Origin of the sequence: Microbacterium phyllosphaerae (assembly GCF_050628115.1) — a bacterium.
Classification (GTDB): Bacteria; Actinomycetota; Actinomycetes; order Actinomycetales; family Microbacteriaceae; genus Microbacterium; species Microbacterium phyllosphaerae_A.
Genome location: NZ_CP192502.1, coordinates 3,517,265 through 3,542,280, shown reverse-complemented (window position 1 = coordinate 3,542,280; position 25,016 = coordinate 3,517,265). Strand labels below are relative to the sequence as shown.

At 68.4% G+C, this 25,016-nt stretch carries 25 protein-coding genes; 15 read left to right on the top strand and 10 right to left on the bottom strand.

Annotated elements, in window-relative coordinates; translation table 11 throughout:
* The first annotated feature begins 37 nt into the window (after window positions 1-37).
* Complete coding sequence (locus ACQ4LY_RS17045; RefSeq protein ID WP_056308444.1) at window positions 38-1,264, top strand: pyridoxal phosphate-dependent aminotransferase; 1,227 nt, start codon at window positions 38-40, stop codon at window positions 1,262-1,264.
* On the opposite strand, the gene ACQ4LY_RS17040 is transcribed toward ACQ4LY_RS17045, so the two are convergent.
* Together ACQ4LY_RS17040 and ACQ4LY_RS17035 are read right to left on the bottom strand one after the other, a co-directional pair.
* Window positions 1,188-2,426 (bottom strand): AAA family ATPase, encoded by a 1,239-nt coding sequence (locus tag ACQ4LY_RS17040; protein WP_431073427.1) that lies wholly within the window; start codon window positions 2,424-2,426, stop codon window positions 1,188-1,190. The two genes, ACQ4LY_RS17045 and ACQ4LY_RS17040, sit on opposite strands and share 77 nt — an antisense overlap.
* On the bottom strand, window positions 2,423-3,046 hold the full coding sequence (locus ACQ4LY_RS17035) for an SAF domain-containing protein (RefSeq protein ID WP_431073425.1): 624 nt from the start codon (window positions 3,044-3,046) through the stop codon (window positions 2,423-2,425). The genes ACQ4LY_RS17040 and ACQ4LY_RS17035 overlap by 4 nt, the downstream gene beginning before the upstream one ends.
* Before the next feature lie 97 nt (window positions 3,047-3,143).
* Here ACQ4LY_RS17035 and ACQ4LY_RS17030 point away from each other — a divergent pair, with 97 nt between their 5' ends.
* A complete protein-coding gene (locus ACQ4LY_RS17030; RefSeq protein ID WP_431073423.1) occupies window positions 3,144-3,422 on the top strand; it encodes a helix-turn-helix domain-containing protein in 279 nt (92 codons plus the stop codon).
* On the opposite strand, the gene ACQ4LY_RS17025 is transcribed toward ACQ4LY_RS17030, so the two are convergent.
* A complete protein-coding gene (locus ACQ4LY_RS17025; protein WP_431073421.1) occupies window positions 3,410-4,021 on the bottom strand; it encodes a hypothetical protein in 612 nt (203 codons plus the stop codon). The two genes, ACQ4LY_RS17030 and ACQ4LY_RS17025, sit on opposite strands and share 13 nt — an antisense overlap.
* Window positions 4,022-4,149: 128 nt before the next feature.
* On the opposite strand from ACQ4LY_RS17025, the gene ACQ4LY_RS17020 reads away from it, so the two are divergent.
* Both ACQ4LY_RS17020 and ACQ4LY_RS17015 read left to right on the top strand, forming a co-directional pair.
* The gene (locus ACQ4LY_RS17020) at window positions 4,150-4,536 is read left to right on the top strand and encodes an Rv3235 family protein (RefSeq protein WP_431073419.1); all 387 of its coding nucleotides are present in this window, start codon (window positions 4,150-4,152) and stop codon (window positions 4,534-4,536) included.
* Window positions 4,537-4,560: 24 nt separating this feature from the next.
* The gene (locus ACQ4LY_RS17015; protein WP_431073417.1) at window positions 4,561-6,045 is read left to right on the top strand and encodes a sensor histidine kinase; all 1,485 of its coding nucleotides are present in this window, start codon (window positions 4,561-4,563) and stop codon (window positions 6,043-6,045) included.
* 74 nt (window positions 6,046-6,119) lie between these two features.
* Here ACQ4LY_RS17015 and ACQ4LY_RS17010 read toward each other — a convergent pair whose 3' ends face one another.
* A complete protein-coding gene (locus ACQ4LY_RS17010) occupies window positions 6,120-6,368 on the bottom strand; it encodes a WhiB family transcriptional regulator (protein WP_028503730.1) in 249 nt (82 codons plus the stop codon).
* A gap of 235 nt (window positions 6,369-6,603) precedes the next feature.
* Here ACQ4LY_RS17010 and ACQ4LY_RS17005 point away from each other — a divergent pair, with 235 nt between their 5' ends.
* Window positions 6,604-6,987 carry a hypothetical protein gene (locus tag ACQ4LY_RS17005; protein ID WP_431073414.1) on the top strand — a complete coding sequence of 128 codons (384 nt, stop codon included), beginning with the start codon at window positions 6,604-6,606 and terminating at the stop codon, window positions 6,985-6,987.
* A 24-nt stretch (window positions 6,988-7,011) separates the two neighbouring features.
* Here ACQ4LY_RS17005 and bcp read toward each other — a convergent pair whose 3' ends face one another.
* From bcp to aroA, 3 genes are read right to left on the bottom strand one after another with little or no spacing between them, the layout of a single operon-like run.
* Complete coding sequence (gene bcp / locus ACQ4LY_RS17000; RefSeq protein WP_431073412.1) at window positions 7,012-7,485, bottom strand: thioredoxin-dependent thiol peroxidase; 474 nt, start codon at window positions 7,483-7,485, stop codon at window positions 7,012-7,014.
* Between the two features lie 9 nt (window positions 7,486-7,494).
* Complete coding sequence (gene rsgA, locus ACQ4LY_RS16995) at window positions 7,495-8,565, bottom strand: ribosome small subunit-dependent GTPase A (protein WP_431073410.1); 1,071 nt, start codon at window positions 8,563-8,565, stop codon at window positions 7,495-7,497.
* Window positions 8,562-9,887 carry a 3-phosphoshikimate 1-carboxyvinyltransferase gene (gene aroA, locus ACQ4LY_RS16990; protein ID WP_431073408.1) on the bottom strand — a complete coding sequence of 442 codons (1,326 nt, stop codon included), beginning with the start codon at window positions 9,885-9,887 and terminating at the stop codon, window positions 8,562-8,564. Before aroA ends, rsgA begins: the two co-directional genes overlap by 4 nt.
* Window positions 9,888-9,957: 70 nt before the next feature.
* Between aroA and ACQ4LY_RS16985 the strand changes: the two genes are divergently transcribed.
* The 3 genes from ACQ4LY_RS16985 to ACQ4LY_RS16975 are packed head-to-tail and all read left to right on the top strand — an operon-like array spanning window position 9,958 to window position 12,208.
* Window positions 9,958-10,620, top strand: coding sequence for a sigma-70 family RNA polymerase sigma factor (locus ACQ4LY_RS16985; RefSeq protein WP_431073406.1), 663 nt, complete (start codon window positions 9,958-9,960; stop codon window positions 10,618-10,620).
* Window positions 10,617-10,862: a zf-HC2 domain-containing protein gene (locus ACQ4LY_RS16980; RefSeq protein WP_431073404.1), complete on the top strand. Its 246-nt coding sequence runs from the start codon at window positions 10,617-10,619 to the stop codon at window positions 10,860-10,862. The genes ACQ4LY_RS16985 and ACQ4LY_RS16980 overlap by 4 nt, the downstream gene beginning before the upstream one ends.
* A 41-nt stretch (window positions 10,863-10,903) precedes the next feature.
* On the top strand, window positions 10,904-12,208 hold the full coding sequence (locus ACQ4LY_RS16975; RefSeq protein ID WP_431073402.1) for a GNAT family N-acetyltransferase: 1,305 nt from the start codon (window positions 10,904-10,906) through the stop codon (window positions 12,206-12,208).
* Window positions 12,209-12,295: 87 nt separating this feature from the next.
* Here the strand turns inward: ACQ4LY_RS16975 and ACQ4LY_RS16970 are convergent, their stop codons facing one another.
* Window positions 12,296-15,979 (bottom strand): multifunctional oxoglutarate decarboxylase/oxoglutarate dehydrogenase thiamine pyrophosphate-binding subunit/dihydrolipoyllysine-residue succinyltransferase subunit, encoded by a 3,684-nt coding sequence (locus ACQ4LY_RS16970; protein WP_431073400.1) that lies wholly within the window; start codon window positions 15,977-15,979, stop codon window positions 12,296-12,298.
* Window positions 15,980-16,137: 158 nt separating this feature from the next.
* Here ACQ4LY_RS16970 and ACQ4LY_RS16965 point away from each other — a divergent pair, with 158 nt between their 5' ends.
* The 3 genes from ACQ4LY_RS16965 to ACQ4LY_RS16955 all read left to right on the top strand — a co-directional run bounded on the left by ACQ4LY_RS16965 (window position 16,138) and on the right by ACQ4LY_RS16955 (window position 20,077).
* On the top strand, window positions 16,138-17,592 hold the full coding sequence (locus ACQ4LY_RS16965; RefSeq protein ID WP_431073398.1) for a GuaB1 family IMP dehydrogenase-related protein: 1,455 nt from the start codon (window positions 16,138-16,140) through the stop codon (window positions 17,590-17,592).
* 110 nt (window positions 17,593-17,702) lie between these two features.
* The gene (locus tag ACQ4LY_RS16960) at window positions 17,703-19,019 is read left to right on the top strand and encodes a hemolysin family protein (protein ID WP_056308417.1); all 1,317 of its coding nucleotides are present in this window, start codon (window positions 17,703-17,705) and stop codon (window positions 19,017-19,019) included.
* Entirely contained in the window at window positions 19,016-20,077 is a 1,062-nt protein-coding gene (locus ACQ4LY_RS16955; RefSeq protein WP_431073396.1) for a hemolysin family protein, read from the top strand. Before ACQ4LY_RS16960 ends, ACQ4LY_RS16955 begins: the two co-directional genes overlap by 4 nt.
* A gap of 89 nt (window positions 20,078-20,166) precedes the next feature.
* Here ACQ4LY_RS16955 and ACQ4LY_RS16950 read toward each other — a convergent pair whose 3' ends face one another.
* Window positions 20,167-21,234, bottom strand: coding sequence for an NADH:flavin oxidoreductase/NADH oxidase (locus ACQ4LY_RS16950; protein ID WP_431073394.1), 1,068 nt, complete (start codon window positions 21,232-21,234; stop codon window positions 20,167-20,169).
* A 56-nt stretch (window positions 21,235-21,290) separates the two neighbouring features.
* Here ACQ4LY_RS16950 and ACQ4LY_RS16945 point away from each other — a divergent pair, with 56 nt between their 5' ends.
* From ACQ4LY_RS16945 to ACQ4LY_RS16935, 3 genes are read left to right on the top strand one after another with little or no spacing between them, the layout of a single operon-like run.
* Complete coding sequence (locus tag ACQ4LY_RS16945; RefSeq protein ID WP_431073392.1) at window positions 21,291-22,127, top strand: NAD(P)H-hydrate dehydratase; 837 nt, start codon at window positions 21,291-21,293, stop codon at window positions 22,125-22,127.
* Window positions 22,124-23,362: a hypothetical protein gene (locus tag ACQ4LY_RS16940; RefSeq protein WP_431073390.1), complete on the top strand. Its 1,239-nt coding sequence runs from the start codon at window positions 22,124-22,126 to the stop codon at window positions 23,360-23,362. Before ACQ4LY_RS16945 ends, ACQ4LY_RS16940 begins: the two co-directional genes overlap by 4 nt.
* Before the next feature lie 4 nt (window positions 23,363-23,366).
* Window positions 23,367-23,693: a thiamine-binding protein gene (locus ACQ4LY_RS16935; protein ID WP_431073388.1), complete on the top strand. Its 327-nt coding sequence runs from the start codon at window positions 23,367-23,369 to the stop codon at window positions 23,691-23,693.
* Between the two features lie 31 nt (window positions 23,694-23,724).
* Here ACQ4LY_RS16935 and ACQ4LY_RS16930 read toward each other — a convergent pair whose 3' ends face one another.
* On the bottom strand, window positions 23,725-24,234 hold the full coding sequence (locus tag ACQ4LY_RS16930; protein ID WP_431073386.1) for a DUF2000 family protein: 510 nt from the start codon (window positions 24,232-24,234) through the stop codon (window positions 23,725-23,727).
* Here ACQ4LY_RS16930 and ACQ4LY_RS16925 point away from each other — a divergent pair.
* Complete coding sequence (locus ACQ4LY_RS16925; protein ID WP_431073384.1) at window positions 24,233-25,009, top strand: AraC family transcriptional regulator; 777 nt, start codon at window positions 24,233-24,235, stop codon at window positions 25,007-25,009. The two genes, ACQ4LY_RS16930 and ACQ4LY_RS16925, sit on opposite strands and share 2 nt — an antisense overlap.
* The last annotated feature ends 7 nt before the right edge of the window (window positions 25,010-25,016 follow it).

Below are 25,016 nucleotides of genomic sequence, written 5' to 3'. Positions count from 1 at the left end.
GATCCGGCCCCTCTTTCTGTCGCTGTAGGCTTGGCCGATGACACCAACGCGCCACTTCGACCAGTCGTCGAAGCTCAAGAACGTCCTGTACGAGATCCGTGGAAACACGCTCGTCGAGGCGGCGCGGCTCGAGGCAGAAGGCCACCGGATCCTCAAGCTCAACACGGGGAACCCCGCGATCTTCGGATTCGAGGCGCCCCACCAGATCGTGCACGACATGCTCGCCGCACTTCCCACAGCTCACGGGTACAGCGACAGCAAGGGGATCATCTCGGCTCGCCGTGCCGTCGTCAGCCGGTATGAGGAGATCGAGGGTTTCCCGCGATTCGACCCCGAGGACGTCTTCCTCGGAAACGGGGTGTCCGAGCTCATCACGATGACGATGCAGGCGCTTCTCGACGAGGGCGACGAAGTTCTCATCCCGGCTCCCGACTACCCGCTGTGGACGGCCATGACGAGTCTGGCAGACGGAACCCCCGTGCATTACCTGTGCGATGAGGACAACGGCTGGCAGCCCGATCTCGAGGACATCCGCTCCAAGATCACCCCGCGAACCAAGGCGCTCGTGATCATCAACCCGAACAACCCGACGGGCGTCGTGTACTCCCGCGAGGTGCTGGAGGGGATGGTGCAGATCGCGCGCGAGAACCAGCTTCTGCTGCTCTCGGACGAGATCTACGACCGGATCCTGTTCGACGGCGCCGTGCACATCCCGACCGCGACGCTGGCGCCCGACCTCCTGTGCCTGACCTTCAACGGCCTCTCCAAGACGTATCGCGTGGCCGGCTACCGTTCCGGCTGGCTCGTGATCACCGGCCCGCAGTCGCACGCCAAGGGATTCCTCGAGGGCATCAATCTTCTCGCCTCGACGCGACTCTGCCCCAATGTCCCGGCCCAGTACGCGGTGCAGGCGGCACTCGGCGGGGTGCAGTCGATCGACTCGCTCATCGCCCCGACGGGTCGTCTGCACGAGCAACGCGACATCGCGTGGGAGGGTCTCGAGTCGATTCCCGGTGTCTCGTGCGTCAAACCCGAGGGTGCTCTCTACGCGTTCCCGCGCCTCGATCCGAACGTCCACGAGATCAGGGACGATGCCAAGCTCGTCTACGACCTGCTCGTCTCGGAGCACATCCTCCTGGTGCAGGGGACGGGCTTCAACTGGCCGACTCCTGATCACCTCAGACTCGTCACCCTTCCCGAGCCGCGCGTGCTCGCCGAAGCCGTCGAGCGCCTCGGGAACTTCCTCTCGAGCTACCGGCAGTAGCGGAATCCGTCATGGCCGGGGCGTGCGCCGACGCGAAGCGGCGCACACCGGCGACCAGGGAGGAACGCGGGGTGAGGTCTGCCATGGGCCTCGCGTGGAGCAGGGCGGCATCGGCAGCGCGCTGATCGAACGGCAGAAATGTGATGTCGGTGATCCCGACGAACCGCTCGAGGGTGCGCCGGACCTGTCCGCGAGCATCGATGCCGAGAGGACCGGGGCGCACCTGGTTGACCAGGACTCGTACCGGCGCGGGACCGGCGAGCCGTCGCAGCTCGGCGTGCTCCCGGACGAAGCGGCTGATGCCGAGTGGATCGGCGGCCGCGACGGCGATGATCTCGTCGGCCTCCTGCAGCGCTGCGACGGTCGCGGCGTGACGTCGCGGACCGGCGAGGTCGTAGGTGGCCTCATCATCGGCGTCGAAGGCGCTCGACACATCGACGACGGTCTCCTCGGCCCACACGCGGCAGGCGCGGAGTGCTGCCTGCAGGCGGTGAGCCCCGAGCTCCTGCCAGCGCCCGGGCCGATTGATCCCTCCGAGAACCTCGATCTCGCCCCCGCTCGTGGTGAGGACGCTCGCCAGACGGGTGAGCTCTGCGGAGTCCAGGGCGCCGAGATCCGCCCGCCTGCACGCGGCTGCGACACCGGGAGCGTCGTCGTCGAGCCCCAGGAGCAGCGCGAGCGACGGCGCCACCGTATCGGCATCGACCAGGGCCGTCCGGCGGCCGATTCGCCGCAGTTCGACGGCGAGCTGGATCGCTATGGTCGAGCGCCCGGGAGCTCCGGACGGACCCCAGACGACGGATACGCGATGCGGTGCGGAGCGCGCGCTGGCGGCGTCGGGGACCTCCGCAGCCAGAGCCCCGGCGACCTCCCATCCGCTCGCATCCGCCGGCAACGCGACAGCGAGGCCGTATCGGGCGAGCATTCTGCTGTCACCGTCGCCCAGTGCGATGATCCTCACGCCGGCCCGGTCGCACGCCGCGACCAGGTCCGGCGTCAGAACGGCACGAGTGGCGGCGACGATCGCGGCATCCACGCCTTTCGGAAGCGGCAGGACTCCGCTGGGCGGCACGACGGCGACCACGCCGATGCCTTCCATCTCGAGTTCTGAGGCCAGCTCTGCCGCCCGTGCCGCGGGTATCGCCACGACGACCGAGGTCACGAGCCCGCCCCTATCGGCACCACCGACAGCACGGAACCCCCGGTGATCGCTGCGAGCACATCTGCGACCTCGGTGCGGTCGATCACGATCTCCACCGTGGTGTCGTCGGCGGCGAGCATCCCGTCGGTCCGGGTGACGGATGCGACTACGGCTTCGGGCACGAGGATGCGCGGAGAGTCCTGGGCAGGGCCCCCGTCGTCGAGCGGGGGTGCATGCCACAGCTCCACGACGCTACCGCCGGCGACGTCGGCCGGGACGCCGGTGCTGCTCTCGACGACGATCGTGGTGGTCCTGTTCGCGTCCGCGTCTTGCGCAGCATCGCCGGACATGAGCTCGCCCTCGGCGACGGTGCGGGAGGCGACCTGCCCCGGAGCGAGGTCCTGCGGGGCGAGATACCGATCGGTGACGGCGCCGAGACCGACTTCGACGATTCGGAAGTCTCCTGAGACGAGCGCCTCGCCCCGGACGATCGTTCGGTTCGCCTGAAGCACGGGTGTCGTCGCGCCCGCTGAAGAGACGACGGCCCAGACTCCGCCGGTCGAGAGGAGGACGAGCGCGATGCCGATCAGGAAGCGGGCATCGCCCCAGACGGCTCGACGAGGACGGGCGAACTTGTGCATGTCGACATGGTCACAGAAATCGGTCGGTCTGCTCGAGACTTATCCACAGCACCGACCCGGTGGTGGCGGATCCGCACGGTGGGGGGACAATGGGGGGATGCCTGACTCGTCCCCGACCGCGCAGCGGTACCTCGCGCCCGCGCAGGTGGCGGAGCTCCTGAGCATCGAAGTAGACGAGGTGATCGAGCTCGTCTATCAGGGGCGACTGCGCGGTTCCCAGCTCGGTTCCCCGGCGCGGTGGCGCATAGAAGAGCCAAGCCTCTCGGAGTATCTCGCGGAGCAGTCCGAAGAGGCGCGGCGGATGGCGTTGTGGCGCCAGGCGAATGAGGCGAGCTTTCCTGAGGTGTGGGGCACGTCTCACAGTCAGGGCATGTGATCGCCGACGGTCTGGACTGAGGTCACCGCTGAGAACGGAATGATGCGGAAACCCCGCACCGCCTGTGCCGTGCGCGGTTCGCCCGGATCGTGCAGTGCGATGTCCAGGTGATCCGCGCCGGCCCTGTCGACGGTGCCGTGGAAGTCGGACCCGTCGACGCTGATGATCCGGACCGGGACTCGACGACGCCCGAGATCACGAAGGACGAAGCCCAGCGACATCCGCTCGCGGAGCACCGGGGCCGCGGCGTCCGAGTCGTCCAGGCTCGCGAGGAGCAGACCGTGATCGACGCTGAGACCGCGGATTGCATGCAGCGGGAGGATGCGTGTCGAGCGGGCCGCGCTCGACTCGTCCGCCTCGACGATCGTGGCCGCGACCCAGTCGGAACCCAGCGAGTGCAGACGTGCCCGGATGCGCGTGCCGCCGGGCAGATCCAGTGTCGCGGGCGCAGCCGCCGCGCACAGCACTCTGAGACGGCTTCGAAGCTCGAGGCGGGACACCCGCAATCGCTCCGACTCTGCGTCGAGCGCCGCACGCTCGCTCTCCCACTCGGCAGCGAGCTGGCCTTCGAGGTCTTCGAACAGTCGATCCCAGTGCACGCGCCCCACCGTAGGTGATCTCGGCGCGCGCATGTACGAGTTATCCACATAGATGTCGGATTCGGCCCGAGCGGCACGGGAGCGCGTGCTCTACTTGCCGCAGTCTTCCCCGATCGAGAGTGCCACAGATGACGCTTCACGAGTACTTCGCACCCCAGCCCACCTCCAGCGCGGAGCTTCCGGACCCGCAACCGCTGCTGCGGAGCCTCACGCAGGGTGTGCTCGAGGTTCTCGCGGGCGTCAGAGAAGTCGATCAGCTCGCACGCTGGTTCAACGAGGACGCATACCGGAGTCTGGTGACGCGTGCGAACCTGTCGGCAAGGGCGCGCAGCGCGAGGGGGGTCTCGCCTGCGCGCCCGTCGTTCGAGATACTCTCCATCCGCGTGACGCAACCGGTGGACGGCAAGGTCGAGGCCGTGGTGATCGTCGCCGGGCCCGGACGCACGAGGGCGGTGGCGATCCGGCTCGAGGGTCTGGATCGACGCTGGCGGGCGACGTCGTTGGCCGTTCTCTGAGCACACGCACTCTAGGCTGGTGGGGTGTCAACCCTCAGTGATCTCGCCCATGCCCAGGGTCGCCTGACCGACAGCGACGTCGAGTGGCTGCATCGTCTCGCCGGCGACGGTCAGCTCCTCGCTGACCTCTCCTCGGCGGACATCGTCGTCTGGATCCAGACGGACGACGGCTCTTTCATCGCGGTCGCGCACGCCCGTCCGAGTGGCGCCGCGACCCTGTTCTACCGCGACATCGTGGGTGAGCGGGTGCGCCCGCAATGGCGCACGCAGGTCCAGGGCGCGTTCGAGTCGGCGGAGATCGTGGACTCCTCGTCTCCGGACTGGTTCGAGGAGACGCCGACGCGTGTGCGAGCCGTGCCGATCGTCAATGAGCGTCACGGTCGTGATCACCCGGCTGCCGTCATCGGAGTCGTCACACGCCACACGAACCTCGGCGAGGCTCGCACGCCGTCACGACAGCAGATCACCTTCGACGAATGCGCGAACGACATCTTCCGCATGATCGCCGACGGCAGCTTCCCCGACCCGGCGGCGCCGACCTCGCCGCGACGCGGCGCCCCACGCGCATCGGACGGTCTGATCCGCATCGATGTCGACGGCATCACGACTTTCGCGAGCCCCAACGCCCTCTCGGCGTTCAATCGCATGGGGTTCGACGACGAGCTCGAAGGGGAGTCCCTCGCCGAGGTCACCACGCGACTCGTTCCGCCCTCTCGTCAGGTCGACGAGTCGCTTCCGGTGGTCGTGACGGGGCGCGCTCCGTGGCGCACTGACATCGAGGCGCGGGGCGTCACGGTGTCACTGCGCGCGATCCCACTCAAGGATCACGGCACGCGCATCGGCGCCATCGTCCTGTGCCGCGACGTCTCCGAGCTCCGCCATCAGGAGCAGGAGCTCATCACCAAGGACGCGACGATCCGTGAGATCCACCATCGCGTCAAGAACAACCTGCAGACGGTGGCATCGCTGCTGCGCATCCAGGCTCGGCGAACGCACTCCGATGAGGCCCGCGACGCTCTGACCCAGGCGATGCGCCGCGTCGACTCGATCGCCGTCGTGCACGACACCCTGGCACAGGGGCTGACACAGAAGGTCGACTTCGACGAGGTCTTCCACCGGGTGCTGAAGCTGGTGGCCGAGGTCGCCTCGGCGCCGAACACCCGCGCACGCACGCAGTCGACCGGTCGTTTCGGAGTGCTGCCGAGCGAGTACGCGACACCGCTGGCGCTCGCGCTGACGGAGGTCGTCACGAACGCGGTCGAGCATGGCCTCGCAGGGCAGGAGGGCATGGTCACGATCGATGCCCATCGCACCGAGGAGAACCTGCGGGTCACGGTCCGGGACACCGGAAAGGGCCTGCCCGAAGGGCGGATCGGTCAGGGGCTGGGAACGCAGATCATCCGGACGCTCATCCAGGGCGAGCTCAGCGGCTCGATCGAATGGCGGGGGAGCGACGGCGGAGGCACCGAGGTCGTCATCGACATCCCGCTTCGCTGGCTGACAAAGTAGACGAACCTCGCCACGCCGGCCAGGGTACGAAGAAGCGGCCCGAGACGATTCGTCTCGGGCCGCTTCTTCGATGATCAGGAGGCGCGGCGGGCGCGGGCGGCGCGGCGCTTGAGAGCGCGGCGCTCGTCTTCGGAGAGGCCGCCCCACACGCCAGAGTCCTGGCTGGACTCGAGCGCGTACTGCAGACAGATCTCGGTCACCGTGCAGGTGGCGCAGACGGTCTTCGCCTTCTCGATCTGGTCGACGGCCGGACCGGTGTTCCCTACGGGGAAGAACAGTTCGGGATCGACAGTCAAGCAGGCGGCCTTGTCGCGCCAGTCCATGGGGGCTCCTCGGTGTGGATTGCGTAGATCATCGCGACGCGACGACTCGGATTTCGGGTGCAGATCGGGTTCGGCTACCCTGTATGAGATACGGACGGATGCCCGCATTCTGTGATGCGAGCACGAAGCCCGCCCCACGCCGCTGTGGGAGCACATGACGCTGTCTATTCTGTTACATGAAACCGGCGAAATCAAGGGTTTCGCCGGTTCTCATTCGATTCTCAGGAGACACATCGTGCGCTCACCCGGCCTCGCTCTGGCAGCTGCGGCAGTCCTCGCGACGGAAGGCGTGGCGCTCGCCGTCTTCGCGTTGATCGAGCTCTTCGGCCTCGGGGCCGGCGACGCGGCATCCCTGCCCACGGCGCTCGCGCTGATCGTGCTGACGCTGATCGGAGCCGGCGCTCTCGTGGCGTTCGCGATCGGCACCCGCGCCGGTCATTCGTGGGCGCGTTCGGGCGGCATCGTCTTCCAGGTCCTCGCGGTGGCGCTGGCGCTCGCATCGCTCACCATCGAGCCGATCGCGTGGGTCTTCACCTTCGCGGTCGGAGTCCCTGCGCTCCTGTGCTTCGTCCTTCTGATCGCGAGCACGCGCGCAGAGAACCGGCCTCCGGTCGACTGAGAGCCGGCCGTCGGTCGCCCGCGCTCAGGCGTCGATGCCGAGCAGCTTGCGCAGCCGCGCGACGTGCCCGGTGGCCTTGACGTTGTACTGGGCCAGAGTGATCGTGCCCTCTTCGTCGAGGACGAAGGTCGAGCGCAGCACGCCCTCGAGGACCTTGCCGTAGTTCATCTTCTCGCCCCATGCGCCGTAAGCCACGTGCACGGCGTGGTCCGGGTCGCTCAGCAGGGTGAAGGTGAGTCCGTCGCGCTCGCGGAACTCGGCGAGCTTCGCCGGCTCGTCTCGCGACACACCGACTACCCGGTACCCGGCGCCCTGCAGTGAGGAGATGCTGTCTCGGAAGTCGCACGCCTGAGTCGTGCACCCGGGAGTCATCGCGGCGGGGTAGAAGTACAGCACGGTCTTCTTGCCACGCAGATCCTCGAGGCGGACGGTCTCGCCGTCCTGGTCGAGAAGGGCGAAGTCGGGGGCAGCGGTTCCGGGTTCGAGGCGCACAGTCACGTCTCCAGCCTAGCGCCCGGGTGCCTGCTCGGCCTTGTCCGCGAAGGTCTGCAGCAGCCGCTGCAGCGAGTCGAGACGCGCGCGACCCGTCTCGTTCAGCTCACCGCGTTCGGCCGCTTCGATCAGGGCGCAGTCCGGAGCATCCGCCAGATGGGTGCAGCCACGAGGGCAGTCCTGGGCGATGACCGCGAGCTCGGTGAAGGCGGCGAGGATGTTCGCCGGATCGACGTGCCCGAGGCCGAAGGAGCGGACGCCGGGGGTGTCGATGACCCAGCCCGTGCCTTCCGGACCCTCGTAGCGCAGCGAGACGGTCGAAGAGGAGGTGTGACGACCGCGCCCGGTCACCTGGTTCACGTGGCCGGTCGCGCGCAGCGCACTCGGCACGAGGGCGTTCACCAGCGTGGACTTGCCCACACCGGAGTGGCCGACGAACACCGTCGAGTGACCGACCAGTGCCGCGCCGATCTCACCGACGGGCATCTCCTCCTGGGCGCTGGTGAAGACACGCAGATCGAGTCCGTCGAAATGCGACAGGAAGGCGGTCGGATCCGCGAGGTCGGTCTTGGTGACGACCAGAAGGGGTCTGATGCCGGCATCCAGCGCAGCCACCAGGTAGCGGTCCACGAGTCGCGCCCTCGGCTCCGGGTCGGCGGCGGCGACCACGACGAGCATCTGATCCGCGTTCGCCACGATCACCCGCTCGACCTGGTCTGTATCGTCGGCGCTGCGCCTCAGCAGAGAGGAGCGATCGACGATGCCGATGATCCGCCCGAGCGTCCCGTCTTCACCGGACGTGTCTCCGACGACCTTCGCCTGATCTCCGGTGACGATCGGGTTGCGACGGAGTTCTCGAGCGCGTGCTGCGGTGATCATTCGCTCGTCGGGGGTGTCTTCGTCCAGCAGCACCGAGTACCGACCGCGGTCGACGCCCAGGACGCGTCCGATCTGCGCGTCGTCGTGTGCGGGACGACGCTTGGTGCGAGGGCGGTTCGCCTTCGGATTCGGGCGCGTGCGGATGTTGCTCTCGTCGTACTCCTCGAAGTCGTCCTCGAGGTCGTCTGAGTCGTCGAGCCAGCTCACGCGGATGCGCCCCGCAGCATCCGCTCCCAGAGAAGAGTGAACTCGGGAAGTGTCTTCGACGTCGTGCCGATGTCGTCGATCTCGACGCCCGGCACGCGGAGGCCGATGAGTGCCCCTGTCGTCGCCATCCGGTGATCGTGATGCGCGGCCCATCCGCCGCCGTGCAGCGAGCGCGGAATGATGCGGAGGCCGTCGGAGAGCTCTTCCGCCTCGCCGCCGAGGGCGCGGATGTTGCCGATGAGGGCGGCGATCCGATCGGTCTCGTGCAGTCGGATGTGGCCGATGCCGCGAATCGTCGTGGGGCTCGAGGCGAAGGCCGCCAGCCCGACCAGCGTCGGGGTCAGTTCGCTCGCTGCGGAGAGGTCCATGTCGAGTCCGTGGATCTCGGAAGCGGCCTTGACTGTCAGCGTGCCACTGTGGCGGCCCACGTGGGCGCCCATGGCCTGCAGTATCTCGGGAAGAAGCGCTCCGGGCTGCGTGGAGTGCACCGGCCATCCCGGCACCGACACCGAACCGCCGGTGACGAGCGCCGCAGCCAGGAACGGCGCCGCGTTCGAGAGATCGGGCTCGATCGCGATCTCCTTCGCGCGCGGTACTCCGGCCTCGACGAGCCATTCTCCGGTCGCGGGACGTTCGATGCGGATGCCGCGGCGGCTGAGCGCCTCGATCGTCATGTCGATGTGGGGGAGGCTCGGCAGGTGCGACCCCGTGTGCACGAGGTGGAGTCCGACGTCGAAGCGCGGGGCGGCGAGCAGCAGCCCCGAGACGAACTGGCTCGAGGCAGAGGCGTCGATCTCGACGCGCCCGCCGCGGATCCGACCGTGGCCGCGGATGGTGAACGGCAGCGACCAGGTGCCCTCGTCGTCGATGTCGACCCCGAGGTCGCGCAGGGCACTGATGAGCCCGCCCATGGGCCGGTGCAGAGCGGTCTCGTGGGCGGTGAGATGCACATCGTGCTGAGCCAGCCCTGCCAGCGGCGCGATGAACCGCATCACCGTGCCCGCCTGGCCGCAGTCGACCGTCGTGCCGCCGACGAGCTTGCCGGGGGTTATGACGAGGTCCGGTCCGAACTCGCCGCCGCCCTCGACCTCTTCGATTCCGACGCCGAGAGCACGCAGAGCATCGACCATGCGGCGGGAGTCATCCGAGTGCAGAGGCGCGATCAGACGACCGGGACCATCGGCGATCGCGGCGATGATGAGCTCACGATTCGTGAGGGATTTCGAGCCCGGAATCGTCACCGTGGCATGGACGGAATCGGTGGTGGAGGGCGCGACATAGACGCCCTGGACAGGGGAGGGGGAATACCTGTTGGCGCTCATCGGTTCCCACCTTAGTGAACGCGAGTGTCCGCCAGAGAGAATGGCGTCCGCTCGACGAGGAGGAGAGAGCATGCTCGCAACGCTGGAACGCGAGTCGGTGGACCTCAGCGGCCTAGACTGGCCGGTGATGGATGACACGGCAACGGCAGAAACGGTCAGCGACCCTCGGCGCGAGTTCGAGGAGCAGGCGATCCCTTTCATGGATCAGCTCTACGCCGCGGCCATGCGCATGACCAGGAACCCCGCCGACGCAGCGGATCTCGTGCAGGAGACGTTCGTGAAGGCGTACGGCTCGTGGGCGACGTTCTCGCAGGGCACGAACCTGAAGGCGTGGCTCTACCGGATCCTGACGAACACGTACATCAACATCTACCGCAAGAAGCAGCGCGAGCCGTTCCAGGGCACGATCGACGAGCTCGAGGACTGGCAGATGGGCGGTGCGGAGTCGACCACGGCGACGCACGGCCGATCGGCTGAGGCTGAGGCGATCGACCACATGCCGGCATCCGTCGTGAAGGACGCGTTGCAGGCCGTCCCCGAGGACTTCCGGTTGGCGGTGTACCTCGCGGACGTCGAGGGCTTCGCCTACCAGGAGATCGCGGACATCATGAAGACACCCATCGGCACCGTGATGAGCCGTCTGCATCGAGGCAGACGGATGCTGCGGGAGCTGCTGGCTGACTACGCTGCGGAGCGGGGAATCTCCGCGGCCGACCCGAGGAGCACGAAATGACCGATTGCGGCTGCGACAAAGCCCGCAAGGATCTCGAGGAGTACCTCCGCAACGAGGTGTGCAACACCGAGCACACCGAGATCCGTGAGCATCTCGAGAACTGCCCGTCCTGCAGGGACGAGGCGCTCGTCGCGACGACCCTCACCGAGGTCGTGGCGCGTGCATGCAAGGAGACGGCCCCGGAGGAGCTGCGCAATCAGGTGTTCGCGCGACTTCGCGAGGTCCAGTCCGCTCAGCACTGAGCGGGCCCTCCGCGGCTCGCGGCTGCCCGTAGGGTGGATGCATGACGGTCATCGACTCACGCGACATCCCTGCCGATCCAGAATCGACCGAGCGTCTCGCCGCCGGGTCGCTGACCTACCGCGTCGTCGACGGGTCCGACCAGACTCGGGCCGATATCTTCCAGCGAGCGACCACGCGTGGCTTCCTCGGCGCTGAGCCGTCGCCGGAAGAGCTGGCATTCGGTCAGCACACTTTCGACGCCCGCCGGAACACCGGCGTGTACGAGACGGCTGCGGCCGACACGATGCCGGTTGCGACCATCGATTCGTGGGTGACTCCGGTGACGCTCCCCGGTGGCGCGGAGCTGCCCATGTGGGCGATCAGCGGTGTCACAGTCTCCGCCACGCATCGACGCCGGGGCATCGCCAGGGCTCTTCTCGAAGGCGAGCTGCGGTCCGCTGCGGCGGCGGGAGTGCCGATCGCCGGCCTCACCGTCTCGGAGGCGACGATCTACGGCAGGTACGGCTTCGGCTCGGCCCTGCCCATGGCGAAGTTCACTGTGGACACGCGCCGCGCCGGGTGGGCCGGTCCCACCGTCGAAGGGCGTGTCGAGTACATCGATCGGGAAGCCCTCGCTGAGGCACTCGGCGCCGTGCACGACCGCGCACGGCGCGCTCGCTCCGGACAGATCCCCGGCTGGCCGACGAGGTGGACGGGTATCGCCGGGCTCGCGCCGGGCAACACCGACGGAGCCAAGGTGCGCGGCATCCGCTTCATCGATCGGGACGGCGAGGTGCGCGGAGCGATGGCGATAGCCCTGCGTGACGTCAGCGGATCCTTCCGCTTCGCCCTCGACGTGCGGCTGCTCGTCGCGGAGACCCCGGAGGCGACGGCCGCGCTCTGGCAGTTCGCGCTGCAGCACGACCTCGTCGACGAGGTCACTGCGGATCTCCGTCCGCTGGACGACGCTCTGCCCTGGCTCGTGCGCGACCCGCGCGGTGTCACGCAGACCGTTCACGATCACGGCTGGCTGCGGATACTCGACATCGCGACCGCGCTCACCGCCCGGACGTACTCCGCGCCGCTCGACGTGGTGCTCCGCGTCAGCGATCCGCTCGGCTTCACCGCGGGTGACTGGCGCCTGCGGGTGGACGCTCAGGGCACTCCTGCCCTCGAGGCGGTCGGCGACGCCGACCGGGTCGACGCTGAGCTCGACATCTCGGCGCTCTCGATCCTGTTCGCCGGGGGAGTCCGCGCCGCATCGCTGCACGGTGCAGGACGCATCGTCGCCGATCGGGATGTCGTCGAGTCATTGGACCGCGCGTTCGTCTCGTTCCCTGCGCCGGCGCTCGACATCTGGTACTGACGGTCTGCGAAGCGGCATTCCGCCGCGCGCATGAAGAAGGAGCCTCGACGATGTCGTCGAGGCTCCTTCTTCATGCGGTGATGTCTCTCAGCTCACTGTGAGGGCGTCGCGGAGCAGCTTCGCCTGCTCTGCGGCGTGTACCTTCGAGGATCCTGTGGCCGGCGATGCGGATGCCGGACGCGACACCGGACGGAAGGTCCTGTCACCGGGGACGTCGGCGAAGGCGAGCGCGAGGAACGGCCATGCGCCCTGGTTCTCCGGCTCTTCCTGAACCCAGACCAGCTCCGCGTTCGGGTAGGAGTCGGTGATCTCCTTCAGCCCCTCGATCGGGGTCGGGTACAGCTGCTCGAGCCGCACGAGCGCGACCTCGGGGTTCGGGTTCTTCTCGAGCTCGGCGCGGAGATCCCAGTGCACCTTGCCGGAGTGGACGAGCACGCGCTTGACGGCGTTGCGGTCGAGATCGCGGGAATCGTCGAGCACGGGCTCGAACCGGCCCTGAGTGAAGGCCTCGACCGGGCTCGTCGCGCCGCGCAGGCGCAGCATCGCCTTCGGCGTGAAGACGATCAGCGGCTTGCGCGGACGGGCGTATGCCTGACGACGCAGCAGGTGGAAGTACGACGCGGGCGTCGACGGGCGCGCGACGATCATGTTGTCCTGCGCGCACATCTGCAGGAACCGTTCGATGCGCGACGACGAGTGATCCGGTCCCTGGCCCTCGTAGCCGTGGGGGAGGAGCAGGGTGACGCTGGACTGCTGGCCCCACTTCTGCTCGGCCGCCGAGATGTACTCGTCGATCACCGACTGCGCGCCGTTGACGAAATCGCCGAACTGCGCCTCCCACAGCACCAGCGCCTCGGGCGCCTCGACGGAGTATCCGTACTCGAATCCGAGCGCTGCGTACTCGCTGAGCAGCGAGTCGTAGACGAAGAAGCGGCCCTGTGAATCGGAGAGGTTCGACAGTGGCAGCCATTCCTGGCCGTTGGCGCGGTCGTGCAGGGTCGCGTGACGCTGCACGAATGTGCCGCGGCGAGAGTCCTGACCGGCGAGACGCACGGGGGTTCCCTCGACGAGGAGCGAGCCGAAGGCGAGCAGCTCGCCGAAGCCCCAGTCGATGTTGCCGTTGCGACTCATGTCGAGGCGCTTCTCGAGCTGCTGCTGCAGCTTGGGGTGCACGGTGAAGCCCTCGGGCTTGTTCACGAACGCGTCGCCGATGAGCTGGATGACCTCGTTCGAGACCCCTGTGACCTCCGGGGCGCCGACCTGCTCGTCGACGGGCGGGAGCTCCTGAGCGACCGGGTTCGCGCCGGTCTCGGCGGCGTGCGTCTCGGCGAAGGCGATCTCCAGGCGGTTCTGGAAGTCTGCCTTTGCCTCGTCGTACTCCTCCTCGGTGATGTCACCACGTCCGACGAGCGACTCTGTGTACAGCTTTCGCACCGAGCGCTTCGCCTGGATGAGATCGGTCATCAGCGGCTGCGTCATCGAGGGGTCATCACCCTCGTTGTGTCCACGGCGGCGGTAGCAGACGAGATCGATGACGACATCGCGGTGGAAGCGCTCGCGATACTCGAACGCGAGCTGCGCGACGTGGATGACGGCTTCGGGATCGTCGCCGTTCACGTGGAAGACCGGTGCCTGGATCGTCTTCGCGACGTCGGTGGAGTACACCGAGGTGCGCGAGTCGTTCGGGAGGGTCGTGAAGCCGACCTGGTTGTTCACGACGACGTGGATCGTGCCACCCGTGCGGTATCCGCGAAGCTGCGACATCTGGAGCGTCTCGACGACCACGCCCTGGCCTGCGAAGGCGGCGTCTCCGTGCACGAGGATCGGAAGCCAGGCGAAGGTGCCGATCGGCTTGCGGTCCTGCTTGGCGCGGACGATGCCCTCGAGCACGCCGTCGACCGTCTCGAGGTGCGACGGGTTCGCGGCGAGGTACACCGGGAGCTCCGACTTGTCGTCGGCCACGAACGTGCCCTCGGTGCCGAGGTGGTACTTCACGTCGCCGGACCCGCGCTGGTTGCCGGGGGTCTGCGTGCCCTCGAACTCCTGGAAGACGTGACCGTATGTCTTGCCGGCGATGTTCGTCAGCACGTTCAGCCGACCGCGGTGCGCCATGCCGATCGCGGCGCCTTCGAGGCCCGCGGTCGCAGCACCCTGGAGGATCTCGTCGAGGAGAGGGACGAGCGACTCTCCACCCTCGAGCGAGAACCGCTTCTGGCCGACGAACTTCGTCTGCAGGAAGGTCTCGAAGGCCTCGGCCTCGTTCAGCTTGCGGAGGACGCGCAGCTGCTCGTCGTGGCCGGGCTTCTGGTATTTGACCTCGACCTTCTCCTGGAACCACCGGCGCTGCTCGGGGTCCTGGATGTGCATGTACTCGATGCCGAGCGTGCGGCAGTACGAGTCGCGCAGGACGCCGAGGATGTCGCGGAGCTTCGCGATGCGTCGTCCACCGAATCCACCGGTCACGAACTCGCGATCGAGGTCCCAGAAGGTGAGGCCGTGGCTCTCGATCTCGAGGTCGGGGTGAGAGCGCTGGACGTACTCGAGCGGGTCGATGTCGGCCATCAGGTGGCCGCGCACGCGGAAGGAGTTGATGAGCTCCTGCACGCGGGACTGCTTGTCGACGCGCTCGGCGAGATCGACCGCGATGTCGGGGTTCCAGCGGATCGGAGCGTAGGGGATGCGCAGCGCCGCGAAGATGTCGTCGTAGAAGCCGCGCTGGCCGATGAGCAGCTCGTGCACCTTCTTGAGGAACTCGCCCGAGCCCGCGCCCTGGATGACGCGGTGGTCGTAGGTGCTGGTCAGCGTGATCGTCTTGCCGATCGCGAGCTCGTTGAGCGTGCGCTCGCTCGCTCCCTGGAACTCGGCCGGGTACTCGAGGGCGCCGGCGCCGATGATGCAGCCCTGGCCCTTCATGAGGCGCGGCACGGAGTGCACGGTGCCGATGCCGCCCGGGTTGGTCAGCGAGACCGTGGTGCCCTGGAAGTCCGCAGCGGTGAGCTTGTTGTTGCGGGCGCGGGTGACCAGGTCCTCGTACGCGACGAGGTACTCGCTGAACGAGAGGGTGTCGGCGCGCTTGATGCTCGGGACCATGAGCGCACGGGTGCCGTCAGGCTTGGGCAGGTCGATCGCGATGCCCAGGTTGACGTGCGCGGGGGCGACCACCGACGGCTTGCCGTCGACCTCGGCGTAGAAGACGTTCTGGCTGCGGAACTCGTCGAGCGTGCGGATCAGCGCCCACCCGATCAGGTGGGTGAAGCTGATCTTGCCGCCGCGGGTGCGAGCCATGTGGTTGTTGATGACGATGCGGTTGTCGATCATCAGCTTCGCGGGCACGGTGCGCACACTGGTCGCCGTCGGGACGGTCAGCGACTCGTCCATGTTCGCGGCGAGAGTCTTGGGGAGGCCGCGGAGCGGCGTGACCTTGTCTTCCTCGACGGGCTCGGCGGACTCCGGTGCCTCGGCCTTGGGGGCGGGCTTCGGTGCCTGTGCCGGAATCGGCGCGGGTGCCGCGGGCTTCGTCGTCGTGCGAGCGACGGGCTGAGCGCCGATGACGGGGATCGGGGCGGTCACAGGGTGCGCGGGCTGCTCGGCAGCGGGTGCAGGCGCTGCGGTACCGGTCGCGGCATCGGACTGGTACTTCTCGAGGATCGGCCACCACTCCTTGTCGACGGAGTCGCGGTTCACCTTGAACTGCTCGTAGAGCTCTTCGACGAGCCAGGAATTGGCTCCGAACCCCCCGTCGCCCCCGACGCCGGTCACCTGGTTCGACACGCTGGATCGCCCTCTTTCATCGCTGAATCCCATCTGTGCACGCCACGACGCAGGATGCGTCCGGGCCCGCACACTCTCGATCTCCAAGCCTAACCTGTTTCCACATGCAATCGTCGAAGGCGTGCGCCTTCGACGCTCGATCTGAGTAGCGTGGGGGTATGGAGTTCTCCGGTGAGTCGCCCACAGTCGATCTGACCTATTCCGACGTGTTCCTGGTGCCGCGCCGCTCGGCCGTCACCAGCCGTCTCCAGGTCGACCTCGCTCCGCAGGACGGCACGCCTGCGACCCTTCCGCTCGTGGCCTCCAACATGAACTCCGTCACGGGCCCACGCCTCGCGGCCGTCCTCGCGCGGCGCGGCGGACTCGGCGTGCTGCCGCAGGACATGCCCCTGCAGGATCTCGACGCGGCGATCCGCGACGTCAAGGCGCAGCCGGTGCTCTGGGACACGCCCCTGGTCCTGCCCCCTGAAGCGTCGGTATCGGACGCGCTCCGCCTGATGCCGCCGACACCCGGACACGGGATCGTCGTCGCATCGGGCCCCGCCCCGCATCACGTCGATCGGATCCTCGGAGTCCTCCCCGCGACACGGCTCGCGACGGCGCTGCCGGACGCGCAGCTGGGCGACCTCGTGCACACCGGAACACCCTCGCTCGATGCGGATGACATCGGATCCGAGCGCCACGCCTTCGACGTCATCACCGACGCCGGCGTCGAGATGGTGACGATCGCGCACCACGGACACCTCGTCGGCACGCTCAGCGCGCGCAGTGCGCTGCGCTCGACCCTGTACCGCCCCGCGGTCGACCGCGACGGCCGTCTCGCCGTCGCCGCAGCGGTGGGGATCAACGGCGACGTGGCATCGAAGGCCAAGGCGCTCGCCGCCGCCGGCGTCGACGTGCTCGTGGTCGATACCGCGCACGGACACCAGGAGGGGATGCTCCGCGCCCTGAGCGCCGTGTCCGAGCTCGGGCTCGGCATCCCGATCGTGGCGGGGAACATCGTCACCGCAGACGGCGTCAGGGACCTGGTCGAGGCCGGTGCCTCGATACTCAAGGTCGGCGTGGGTCCCGGCGCCATGTGCACGACACGCATGATGACGGCAGTCGGCCGTCCGCAGTTCTCCGCAGTGCTCGAGACCGCCCAGGCCGCACGCGAACTCGGTGCGCACGTGTGGGCGGACGGGGGAGTGCGCTACCCGCGCGACGTCGCACTCGCGCTCGCCGCCGGCGCCGCATCCGTCATGGTCGGCTCGTGGTTCGCGGGCACGATCGAGGCGCCGGGCGAGCTGCAGAGCGACGCAGAGGGACGTGTCTTCAAGGAGTCGTGGGGCATGGCGTCGACGAAGGCGGTGCAGGCGCGCTTCGGGCGCCTCGACGCGTACGAGCGGGCGCGCAAGGAGCTCTTCGCGGAGGGGATCTCGTCGTCGAAGATCTACCTCGACCCGCTCCGTCCCGGCCTCGAGGACCTCCTCGACATGATCACGTCCGGCGTGCGCTCGTCGTTCACCTACGCCGGAGCGTCGTCCGTTCCGGAGTTCCACGAGCGGGCTCTGGTCGGTCTCCAGTCCGCAGCCGGGTACGAAGAGGGCAAGGCCCTCCCGGTCAGCTGGTAGCCGCCCTCGCCCGCAGAGCGATCCCGTAGAATCGTGCTCACTATGGACGACCCTCCCAGTTGTAGTACATCGCCCCACTGCCCGCCTCTCGCTCGCGAGGGGAATCGTTGATGGATTACATCCTGCTGGGCGTGGGGCTCCTGCTCACTGTCGGCACCGGATTGTTCGTCGCGAGCGAGTTCGCTCTGGTCAATCTCGACCGTGCCGACCTCGAGGCCCGTCAGGCCCGGGGTGAATCCCGTCTCTCCCTGACGATCAGCGCCCTCAAGCACACGTCGACCCACCTGTCGTCGGCGCAGCTGGGCATCACCTTGACGACGCTGCTGACCGGTTACACGATGGAGCCGGCACTCTCGAACCTGCTCGGTCCGACGCTCGTCGCGTGGAGCATCCCCGAGGCGGCGGTCGGCCCGATCGCGACGATCGTCGCGATGCTGGTCGCCACTGTGCTCTCGATGATCCTCGGCGAGCTGGTTCCCAAGAACTTCGCGCTCGCGCTCCCCCTCGCGACAGCCAAGCTCGTGATCCCGTTCCAGGTCGCTTTCACGACGATCTTCAAGCCCGCCGTCGTCGTGCTCAACGGCAGCGCCAACGGAGTGCTCCGGAGCATGGGGATCGAGCCGAAGGAAGAGCTCTCCGGCGCCCGCAGCGCCGAGGAGCTGTCCTCCCTGGTACGGCGTTCCGCGAGCGCCGGCCTGCTCGAGGCCGACACCGCGAGCCTCCTCGACCGGACGCTCACCTTCTCGCGGCTGACGGCCGCCGACGTGATGACCGCTCGCCCCAGCATGCACGCGCTCGCCGCGGGAGATTCGGCGGACGACGTCATCCAGCTGGCTCGTCGCACGGGGCACAGTCGCTTCCCGGTGTACGACGACGATCTCGACGACATCACGGGCGTCGTGCACCTCAAAGCGGCGATCTCGGTTCCCCGCGACCGGCGGGCAGAGGTGCCGGTCGGTGCGATCTCGACCGATCCGCTCCGGGTGCCCGAGACCGTGCACGTCGATGCCCTGATCTCTGAACTCCGAGCCCGCGGATACCAGCTCGCGGTCGTCGTCGACGAGTACGGCGGCACCGCCGGACTCGTGACTCTCGAGGACCTGGTCGAGGAACTCGTGGGAGAGGTGTCCGATGAGCATGACCGCACCAGGGCCGGCGTCATCCGCGGCCGTGACGGCATCACCTTCCCCGGTGAGCTGCGGCCGGACGAGCTGCGCCACCGTGCGGGCGTCGAGGTGCCAGAAGGCGACGTGTACGACACCGTGGCCGGCTACGTCATGAGCGTGCTCGAGCGCGTGCCGTCCGTCGGCGACGAGGTCGCCCTCGACACCGGGAAGCTCCAGGTCGTGCGCATGGACGGACGCCGCGTCGACCGCATCCGATACGTTCCGAGTCCCGGCGATCCAGCAGAGGTGGTCTCCCGATGAACGACTGGGGAGGACTTGCTTGGCTGGTCGTGCTGCTCGTCGCGAACGCGTTCTTCGTGGGTGCCGAGTTCGCGGTGATCTCCGCGCGTCGCTCGCAGATCGAGCCGAAGGCCGATCGAGGATCACGCGCCGCGAAGACGGCGCTCTACGCGATGGAGCACGCGACATTGATGCTCGCGACCTCGCAGCTGGGCATCACGATCTGCTCGCTCCTGATCCTGAACGTCTCGGAGCCGGCGATCCACCACCTGCTCGCCGTGCCGCTGCACGCGATCGGATGGTCGGACGGAGTCGTCGATGCCGTGTCGTTCGCGATCGCGCTGCTGATCGTGTCGTTCCTGCACGTGGTGTTCGGCGAGATGGTGCCGAAGAACCTCGCGTTCTCGATCCCGGATCGTGCCGTGCTGATCCTCGCGCCGCCGCTCGTGCTGGTGTCGAAGATCTTCATGCCGGTCATCTGGTTGCTCAATGCGGCCGCCAACGGCGTACTGCGGCTGTTCCGGGTCGAGCCCAAGAACGAGGCGGCGTCGACGTTCACCCTCGACGAGGTGGCGACGATCGTGGATCAGTCGCGCCGCGAGGGCGTGCTCACCGACACGGCGGGCACGGTCGCGGCCGCCGTCGAGTTCACCGACAAGAAGGCCAGCGATGTGGCCGTCGCGCTCAGCGACCTCGTGACGCTGCCGCACTCGACCACCCCGGATGACATCGAGAAGGCAGTCGCCCGCTACGGGTTCTCACGCTATGTGATCGTCGACGGCGACGACGTGCCCGTCGGGTACGTGCACCTCAAGGACATCCTGCGGGCCTCGGACGGCCCGGATGCTGCCGAGAAGCTCGTCGAGCCGCTGCCGTCCAAGCGCATCCACCACATGGTGCCTGTGCAGGAGGACACGGACCTCGAGGATGCTCTGGCGGTCATGCGTCGTGCGGGCAGGCACCTGGCGAAGGTGCGGGATTCCCAGGGGCGCACCACCGCCGTGCTGTTCCTCGAGGACATCCTCGAAGAGCTCGTCGGAGAGGTGCAGGACGCGACCCGTCGCATCCGCGGACACTGAGCCACGGCATCGCGACGACAACACGGCATCACGATGAAGCCCTCCCATCCCGTGCGGATCGGAGGGCTTCATCGTCTTCTCGGAGCGGGTCAGCGCCAGTAGGCGCGCTCGTATTGCGGCGGCCACGAGACGTCGGCGCCGAGTTCGTGAGCAGCGCGCAGCGCGAAGTGCGGGTCGCGCAGCCATTCCCGGCCTGCGAAGATCGCGTCGGCCGCTCCGTCGGCGAGGACCTTCTCTGCCTGCTCCGCCGCGGTGATCAGGCCGACTGCCGACACCGGTATGCGTCCGCCCTGGCGGACGGTCTCGGCGAGCGGCACCTGGTAGCCGGGGAACACGCTGATCTGCTGGTGTGCGACCAGGCCGCCGCTGGAGACGTCGATCAGGTCTGCACCTCGTTCGGACGCCCACTCGCCGACGGTCGCGGCCTCGTCGGGCGTGAAGCCGCCCTCTGCGTGATCGGTCGCGGAGATGCGCACGAACAGGGGCACGTCGTCACCGGCGACGACGCGCACGGCCTCCACCACGCGCAGGAGCAGCCGAGCCCTGTTCTCGAGAGACCCGCCGTACTCGTCCTGCCGCAGGTTCGACAGGGGCGACAGGAACTGGTGCAGGAGGTACCCGTGCGCTCCGTGGAGCTCCAGGACGTCGAAGCCGGCATCCAGCGCCCGGCGCGCAGCCGTGGCGAAGCCGTCGACCACGGCCTCGATGCCGTCCGCGGAGAGCGCGACGGGGGAGGCGAAACCCTCGAACGCGAGGGCGGTGGGTGCGGTCGTGACCCAGCCGCCCTCGGTCTCGGGCACGGAGCCGCGCTCGTCGGCCCACGGCCACCACGTCGACGCCTTGCGCCCGGCGTGCGCGAGCTGGACTCCGGCGACCGCGCCGCGCGCGTGGATCGCTGCGACGATCGGCTTCCAGGCATCGCGCTGCTCGTCGTTCCAGAGTCCGACGTCGCGGGGGGAGATGCGGCCCTCCGGCACCACGGCGGTCGCCTCGGCCACGATGAGACCGGCGCCGCCCGAGGCGAACTGAACGAGATGCGTGTGGTGCCATTCCTGCACGACGCCCTCGACGGCGCTGTACATGCACATGGGTGAGACCCAGAGCCGGTTGCGGAAGGTGACGGATCGGATGCTGACGGGGGAGAAGAGAGTACTCACCCTTCGACGCTACTGCCGAGGTGAGGCGGTGTGGGTCGTCGCACTAACGTGGAGTCATGTCCGATGTGCGTGAATGGTCCCGCGAAGACGCCGCGAGTTCTCTGCGGATTCCGGGACCCGAGGACGACAAGTACTCGCGCGGAGTCGTCGGACTGCGCACCGGCTCGCCGTCCTATCCGGGTGCCGCGGTGCTCGGGGTCGAAGCCGCCTGGCGCGCGGGTGCAGGTTTCGTGCGGTACATCGGAGTCGGCCGCGCGGCGGATGCGGTGATGGCCCGCCGCCCTGAGACCGTCGTCAGCCCGCAAGCCGCAGGTGCGCGCGTCGGAGCGTGGGTCATCGGATCAGGGACCGACGCGGCGACGCGCACGGCAGACGACGAGCATGAACTGCGGGAGATCCTCGACGGTGCGGTTCCGGTGGTCGTCGATGCCGGCGCGCTGGATCTGGCCCCCGGATCACGAGCGCCGCTGCTGCTGACCCCGCACGGGCGGGAGTTCGCCCGGCTCCAGGAGCGGATCGGATCGGCTCCGGATGAGGACCGTGCGCGCGCGGCGGCGAACGCCGCGACGCGGCTCGGCGCGGTCGTGCTTCTCAAGGGTGCGCAGACACTCATCGCGGACACCGACGGCTCGGTGATCCGCGTGGACGCGGGCACGGGGTGGTTGGCGACGGCGGGGACCGGCGACGTGCTCGGCGGCGTGCTCGGTGCGCTGCTCGCCGCGAATCCCGACGCGCCGATCGCGGAGGTCGCAGCGTCCGGAGCCTGGCTGCACGGACACGCCGGGCGCATCGCCGCGGGCATCGGAGCGGAGGGCGGAGAGCACGGGCATCCGATCGTCGCACTCGATGTCGCGGAGGCGCTTCCTCTCGCGATCGCGGACGTCCTCGCGTGAGTCGCAACCCGACCACGCGCACCCTCGTACTCTGGGGCGCCTTCCTGCTCGTGCACCTGCTCGTCGCCGTGACGGGCTGGCTCTACCCGAGCCAGCCGATGGGCGATGTCGTGCTGGTCTATGAACCCTGGTCGTCGGCCGCGCTCTCGGGCGGTCCGATCGTCGGCATCACCGAGACGTGGGTCTACCCCCAGCTCGCGCTCGTGCCCATGCTCCTGGCGAAGGTCCTGTCTGTGCCGCTGATCGCGGTGCTGGGCGTCTCGGAGGCGTACCTGATCGCCTGGGCGGTGCTCGTCACTGTTCTCGATGCGGTCGCGTTCGCCGTGCTGGTCGGACGCTCTCCCTCCCGACCTCGACGGACGGCCGCATGGTTCTGGACCGCGGCGCTGCTCCTCCTCGGACCGATCGCGCTCTACCGGATCGATGCGATCACGGTGCCCATCGCGGTGATCGCGGGGCTCTGGCTCACCCGCAGACCGGCCACGGCGGCTGCCCTGCTCGCGATCGGCGCCTGGATCAAGATCTGGCCAGGAGCGCTGCTGCTCGCGGCGCTGGTGGCGGCGAGAAGCCGGATGCGGGTGCTGCTCACCGCCGCCGCGGTGACGGCCGGCATCATCGCTCTGCTGTTCGTACTCGGTGCCGACAGCGAGATCCTCGGATTCCTGACTGAGCAGACCGGACGCGGTCTGCAGATCGAGGCGGTCGCCGCGACGCCGTTCCTGTGGCTTGCGCTGGTCGGATCCGCTCGCATCGAGTACAGCTTCGAGATCCTCACGTTCCAGATCGACGCGCAGGGAGCGGATGCCGTGGGTGCGCTGCTCACCCCGCTGATGGCGGTTCTCGTCGTCGTCATCACGGTCATCGGCGCGGCCAAGGCGATGCAGGGAGCATCGTTCCTCCGCCTCTTCCCGCCGCTCGCACTCTCGCTCGTCGCCGCGCTGATCGTGCTCAACAAGGTCGGCTCGCCGCAGTTCCAGACCTGGCTGTTCGCGCCGGTGATCCTCTGGCTCGTGCTGGACCGCGCGCGGGCCGCAGTTCCGGCCGCCATCGTGCTGGCACTCTGCGCACTCACGTGCCTCGTCTACCCCCTGAACTACGACGCACTGCTGCGAGCCGAGATGTTCCCGGTGGCGATCCTGACCCTGCGGAACGTCCTGCTCGTCGTGGCCCTGGTCGTCGGCATGCGCGCCGTCGTCCGAGTACCTGCACATCGACCCTCAACGAACCGGGAGTGAAACCATGTTGATCGCCTTCTCCGTCGCCCCGAGCGGCGCACCCTCCGACGGATCCGAGCGCTCGGACGCCTCCGTGCACGACGCGGTGGCCGCCGCCGTGCGCGTCGTGAGAGAGTCCGGCCTACCGCACCGAACGACCAGCATGTTCACCGAGGTCGAAGGCCCGGACTGGGACACCGTGATGGACGTGGTCAAGCGCGCCACGGAAGCCGTGATGCCGTTCGGCTCGCGGGTGTCGCTGGTGCTCAAGGCCGACATCCGCCCCGGCTACTCCGGCGAGCTCGACGCGAAGATCGAGCGGCTGGAGGCGGCGATCGACGAGGCCGAGTAGCGCTGCACCGCCCCGCGCGGTCGTGGAGGCCTCAGTCGTGGAGGCGTGCGCCCTTGATCATGCGGTCGATGGCATTGCGGGGGCCGCGGAGTGCGACTCCGACGAGATCGAGGTCATCGGCTCCGACGGCCGCGACAGCAGCGCGATTGGCGTCATCGTGCCCTGTCGCGAACAGCTCCCGCGTGTACACCGCGACAGCCACGTCCGCCCGTGCTGTCGCCTTGGCGCGTGCGGCGCGGAGCAGAGCGGCACCCGCCGTCATCACCAGGACCGGCTGGCGGAGCATGGGGAGATAGACGTTGTCGTCGCCGTCTCTGTACGGCTGGCCGGTGAGCCCTGGAGCGCTCACGGTTATGCCGGACATCAGGAACGACGTGACGTTCAGCTCCTGCCATGCGGTGAGTCCGTCGCTCAGGAGGACGACGACCTTGGTGTCGAATCGCGGTGAAGCAGCGGGCAGGGGGACGGTCGGCACTGCGGGAGAGGTCATGGCCACCACGATCGCCCACCGGCAGAGGAACGTCTTGTACGTTTCTTGCATGCCGGAACTTCTGCGAGCGTGGCACCCTGCGGTGCCGTCGGTGCGCGAGGTCTATCACGCGGCGTTCGACCATGCGTATCCGCCGCACGCGCATGACGGGTGGACGGTGATGCTCGTCGACTCGGGGGCCGTCTCGTATGATCTGGGGCGATCCGCACACATCGCGGCGCCCGGGGCGGTTACCGTGCTGCCTCCCGGGATCTCGCACAACGGCCGGTCCGCGGTCGACGGTCGGATCTATCGCAAGCGCGTGGTGTATCTCGACAGCGCCTGGCTCCCCGGACATGCTTCGGGCCTGTCGGTCTCGCGTCCGACGGTGACGAGCACCGCAGCGCTGATGGCGGCGCGACGCGTGCATGCGGCCCTCGCCGAGCCCGGAGACCTGCTCGCCGCCGAGCATTGGACGCTCGCGCTTCGGCAGCTGATCCTCACCCATCTCGGGTCGGCGGGGAACGGCCTAGACGACGCGCCACTCGCCCGCCGGGCGCACGCACTCCTCGACGAGCGGTTCTCGGAGTCGTTCACGATGGCCGAGATCGCAGCGGAGTTCGGGGTGCACCCCAGCCACCTCTCGAGGGTGTTCACGCAGACGTACGGGCTCGCGCCGCACCAGTACGTGCTCAGCCGACGGATCGACCTCGCGCGGCGGATGCTCGTCGACGGCGTCTCGCCCGCGTCGGCCGCGGCGCATGCAGGGTTCTTCGACCAGGCCCACCTCACGCGCCACTTCCGACGGGTGCTGGGCACGACGCCAGGGGCCTTTGCGACCCCGTAGAATCGAC